Source organism: Streptomyces sp., assembly GCF_031178505.1.
GTDB lineage: Bacteria > Actinomycetota > Actinomycetes > Streptomycetales > Streptomycetaceae > Streptomyces > Streptomyces gulbargensis.
Genome location: NZ_JAPSIW010000309.1, coordinates 2,959 through 7,585 on the forward strand (window position 1 = coordinate 2,959; position 4,627 = coordinate 7,585).

General features: G+C 75.2%; 3 protein-coding genes and 1 pseudogene. 1 reads left to right on the plus strand and 3 read right to left on the minus strand.

Translation table 11 applies throughout. The features are described from left to right. Positions 1–99 precede the first annotated feature (99 nt). The 3 genes from RIF68_RS20120 to RIF68_RS20130 form a co-directional block, all read right to left on the minus strand. Positions 100–405, minus strand: coding sequence for a hypothetical protein (locus tag RIF68_RS20120; RefSeq protein ID WP_309052678.1), 306 nt, complete (start codon positions 403–405; stop codon positions 100–102). Positions 406–542: 137 nt separating this feature from the next. After that, a complete protein-coding gene (locus RIF68_RS20125) occupies positions 543–1,868 on the minus strand; it encodes a M14 family metallocarboxypeptidase (protein WP_309052679.1) in 1,326 nt (441 codons plus the stop codon). Next, positions 1,865–3,880: a Xaa-Pro dipeptidyl-peptidase gene (locus RIF68_RS20130; protein ID WP_375165720.1), complete on the minus strand. Its 2,016-nt coding sequence runs from the start codon at positions 3,878–3,880 to the stop codon at positions 1,865–1,867. The genes RIF68_RS20125 and RIF68_RS20130 overlap by 4 nt, the downstream gene beginning before the upstream one ends. 277 nt (positions 3,881–4,157) lie before the next feature. Here RIF68_RS20130 and RIF68_RS20135 point away from each other — a divergent pair. Further along, positions 4,158–4,627, plus strand: a pseudogene (locus RIF68_RS20135) (M1 family peptidase); the annotation flags it as partial.

Here is a 4,627-nt window from a genome sequence, read left to right on the forward strand (position 1 = left end):
CGAAGATCCTTCGCGGGACCGCCCGCCCCGTGCGCGGCTCGTCCGCCGTTCGCGAAGGTGACGGCGGGAAGCGGTCCCATCCGGACCGCCGCCCCGGCGTTACTTCCAGAGCGGCGGGCGGTTGTTCTCCTCCGCGTCCGCGCACTGGCGGGCACGGCGCTCCAGGGACTCGGCGCGGGCCAGGGCCTTGCGGGCCTCGGCCGGGGCACCGAGCCGCCTGAGCTGGGCGGCGCGGTCGCGCTCCTTGCGGGCCTCCGTCCGCAGCTTGGGAATGTCGCACGTGGTGGTCCTGGCGGCGGCCGCCGGGCCGGCGGCCGCGGTCTGCCCGACGAGCAGGCCCCCGGCCAGCAGCGTCGTGGCGAGCAGGGCGGGCAGGGCACGGCGCAGCGGCCTCGCGTTCCTCATGGGTGTTCTCCGGATGTGGTTCGCGAGGCTCCCCCGGCCGAAGCGGGCGGACCTCTGAGGCATGGTCAGTACCAGCCGGTAACTTTACCCTGGTGAAGATCCACAACGCGCTCTCCGGAGCCGGGGTCACGCGATCGTCAACACTCCTCCACAGGACGCGCACCGACGAGGTGATAGGTGGCCCGCCCGTCGAGGAGCAGCGGGACCAGCGCGCGCCGCGACTGGCGCACCGGGACGAACGCACCGTCACCCTCGCGGTGGACGGTGACGCCGTGCAGCGCGAGTTCGTCGCCGACCAGGGCGTACTGGGCCGCGTCGAGGCGGTAGCCGCAGGGCGGGTCGGCGAGGATCTCCCCCGGCTCCGGCGGGTCGTTGTCGGCCCCGCCGAGGAAGACGGGCCCCCGGTCGGCGAAGCCGGCGTGCCGCGCGAGCGCGGTGGCCGCCCCGAGCGCCCCGCGCCGTTCCTCCAGGTAGGCGAAGGCGCCGTCGAGCGCCGCGTGCTGGGTGGCGACACGGCGCTGCCGGACGAGGGCCGGGTCCGCCTCCTCGGCCGGGCCGGAGGGGTCGACACGGGTCTCGACGAGCAGCCCGGCGGAGTGCTTGATGCCGGCGGTGTTGCGCAGGATGCGTTCCTGGCCGTCGCCAGCGACCTGCTTGACCGGCTCGCCGGTGAGCGGGTCGGTCCAGATGCCGTAGATGCCCGTGCTGTGTCCGGCGCGCGCGGCGGCGGGCCGTACGTACGACTCCGAGAGCGTCCGGGACTCCTCGTGGACGCGCGGGTGGGTGTCGAGGCTGCGCGGCCAGAGGGCGAGGAGGTCCTTGTCGTAGTAGTGCGGGGTGGCGCCGTACTCGTGGAGGTCGTACACGAGGTGGGGCCGCCGGTCGCGGATGACGGCGGCGAGGGCCCGTGCCTCGGCGGTCCGCAGGGCCAGGTGGTCGCGGTTGATGTCGATGCCCTGGCTGTTGCCGCGGGTGTCGGCCTCCCGGCCGTCGGGGTTGGCGGTGGGGACGACGAGGACGGTGGTGCGGGCGAGAAGCCGGCGGGTGCCGGCGTCCCGGGCGTACGCGAGGTCGCGCACGGTGCTCAGACAGGCCTCGCGGCCCGAGGGCTCGTCGCCGTGCTGGCTGCAGACGAGCAGCACGGTCGTGGTTCCGCCGCCCTGGGGCGGGCCGGCGGAGCGCCCCGCGCCGACGGTGACGAGCCGGAGCGGGCGCCCCTGGGCGGTCGTGCCGATGGTCCGCGTGGACACCCGGTCGCTCGCCCGGTCGACGGCGGCGAGGAAGTCCCGCTCCTCGTCCTGGGTGGTCCAGCGGCCTCCCCCGCTGGACTCGAAACCGGTGCGCGGGGCGGCGCCGCCGGCCGCCGTGGCGGGGGCGGTCACGAGCGGCAGGCCGAGGACGGCGGCGCCGGCGACGAGGGCGAGGGCCCGCCGGTGACGGCGGTGCGTGGTACGGGGCTTCATCGGGCGGCTCCGGGGAGGCGGGGCACGGTCACGGCGACCGGCGGGGCGGCGGTGGCCGGCGCGGACACGGCGGGCGGGCTCACGCGGGGCGGCAGGGGCACGGCGGGCGCCGGTCCCGAGGTGGCCCGCGTGAAGGCGCCGGGCCCACCGACGAGGGGGACGCGCGCCCAGGTGCGGGTGAGGTCCAGGGTCACGGTGGGGGTGGTCGACGGCGGGTCGAGGAGGCCCTCGTCGGTGCCGGCGACGATGAGGGCGAGCCGGTGGCCCGCGGGCACCACGTGGTCGGTGGCGGCCAGCTTCAGGGTGAGGGTGTACGGCCTGCCGGGGGTCAGGGGCCGCCCGGCGCGCGGGTCGGCCCAGGTGCCGAGGTCGGCCCAGCCCCGGCTGATGACGGTGTGCGCGACGTCGGCGGTGCGGGCCCGCGTCTCCTTGTAGCAGGCGCTGTCCCCGGCGGTGCTCGCGCCCCAGCAGGTGCGCTCGGGGAGCGTCGTGATGCCTTCCCCGGACGCCGCGTAGTCGCGGATGGTGTCGGGGCCGAGGTCGACGAGGACGGCCGAGAGGTGCGCCGTGGAGGTGCTGGGGGTGGCGGTCACGGTGACCGTCGAGCCGCCGGAGACCCGCAGCGGGCGGGAGAGCGGGCGGGTGACGAACCCGGCCTTCTCGGGGGTCGGGCTGTCGGCGCGGGCGGCCCAGTCCAGTTCACCGAGTGACGGGTCGTCGGTGAAGGTGGCGGTGGAGCCGGGGGCCGCCGGGGCGCGGCCGAGGGCTCCGGGGCCGCCGGCCGGGCCGGTGGCGGGGCGCAGGGCGGTGGCGGAGGTGCCTCGCGGCGGCCAGTGGCGGTCGGTGGTCCACCGGTCGGGGGCGCGTTCGATGTCGGCCATGGGCTCGCGGTCGATGCCGTTGTCGAGGCCGAGCAGGTAGTGGTCGAACCACCGGTGGAGGGTGCGGACCCAGTCGGCGCGGCGGAAGTCGAAGGGGTCGACGTGCCCGGCCTGGGAGAGCCAGATCTTCCGTTCGACGCCGTGGGCGGCGAGGGCGTCCCACCACTGGCCGAACTGGTTGGCCCGGACGTTGAGGTCCTGCTGTCCGTGGACGACGAAGACGCTCGCCCTCACCTTGGCCGCGTCGCGGACGTGGTCGCGCTCGTCCCAGGCGGCGGTCCAGTCGCCGCTGTAAGGGGTGGCGGCGGCGATACGGTTCTGGACGGCTCCGCAACGCGCCCTGGCGGCCGGACTGTTGACGTAGTCGGAGAGCCAGGTCGGGTTGGCGTCGTAGAGCGGGGCGCCCTGGGAGTGGAAGTAGTCGTACCAGGAGGATATGGCGCCGATGGGCACGATGGTCCGGAGTCCTTCGACCCCGGTGGCGGCGACCCCGTTGGCGACGGTGCCGTCCCAGCTCTTGCCGATCATGCCGACGTTCCCGGTGCTCCAGGCGGTGGCGTCGGCGGGGGTGTCGCCCGTACGGCTGGTGTACCCGCGGGCGCGGCCGTTCAGCCAGTCGACGACGGCCTTGGCGGAGAGCACGTCGGAGCGGCCGCCGACGTCGTCGCAGCCGTCGGAGCGGTTGGTTCCGGCGAGGTCTACGGCGGCGAAGGCGTAGCCGCGCGGCACGAAGTAGTTGTCGTAGAACAGTGGGAGGCCGACGGGGCGTCCGTCGGCGTCGTAGGTCTTCCTCTGGCTCTCGTTGCCGCGCCCGCAACAGGCGTAGTACGGGCTGGCGTCCATGATGACCGGCACCTTGCGGCCCGCGGCGGCGGGTTCGCGGGGCCGGACGATGTCGACGGCGACCCGGTCGGCGCGTCCGTCCCCGTCGCCGTCGAGCCCGGTGTCGACCCAGACGGACTCCCGGACGGCGTCCGCGTACGAGTGGACGGGCCGTGACTCGGGTACGGCGGGCCCCGGCCGGGCCCCGGCGGGGGTCACCGCCCCCGCGAGGAGCGCGGCCGCGGCGGCGAGGACGAGGGTTCCGTAGGGCAGTCGGGCTCCGCGGGTTCTCCGCTTTCGCATCGGCATGGGCGGGAACGTACTCCGGTCGGCTCCCGCGCGACAGGGTGCCGGGACGGACGGGTGGGCCGGGCGTGTCGCGGGCGGCGGGGGTGGCCGGGTCGGGGCGAGGGGCGGATGAAGCGGGCGTTCCTGGGCGCAACGGGCGGTTCGTGTCGGCCGAATGGCGATCGTGTGACGGCGGGCCCTCTGGACGTGACGGTCCGTCGGGGCGCTGAATAGTGTCGCGAGCAAGGACCGACGCCCACCCGCGCGTCTTACGTGACTGATGACTTGGGGAGCACCCGTGCATCGCAGACTGATCGTCCCGAGCGCCCTCGCGGCCTCCGTCCTGCTGGTGATCCCGGCATCGGCGGCCGACTTCACTCCGGGTGCCCCGGGCATCGGCGACTCCTACTACCCCGCCAGCGGCAACGGCGGCTACGACGTCTCGCACTACGACCTGCGGCTGAAGTACCAGCCCGCGACCGACCTGCTGGAAGGGACGGCGACGATCCTCGCCACCACCCGGCAGAACCTGTCCCGGTTCAACCTGGATCTGGGGCTGAGGGCCGGTGAGGTCCGCGTGAACGGCCGCCCCGCCACGTTCACCACCTCCGGGGACCACGAGCTGGAGGTCACCCCGGCGGTCCCGCTGGAGAAGAACCGGGCGGTCTCGGTGGTCGTCCGGTACGCCGGGAAGCCCTCCCAGCTGAAGATAGGCGGCTGGACCGCCTGGCACCGCACCCCCGACGGCGGTGTGGCCGCGCAGGAGCC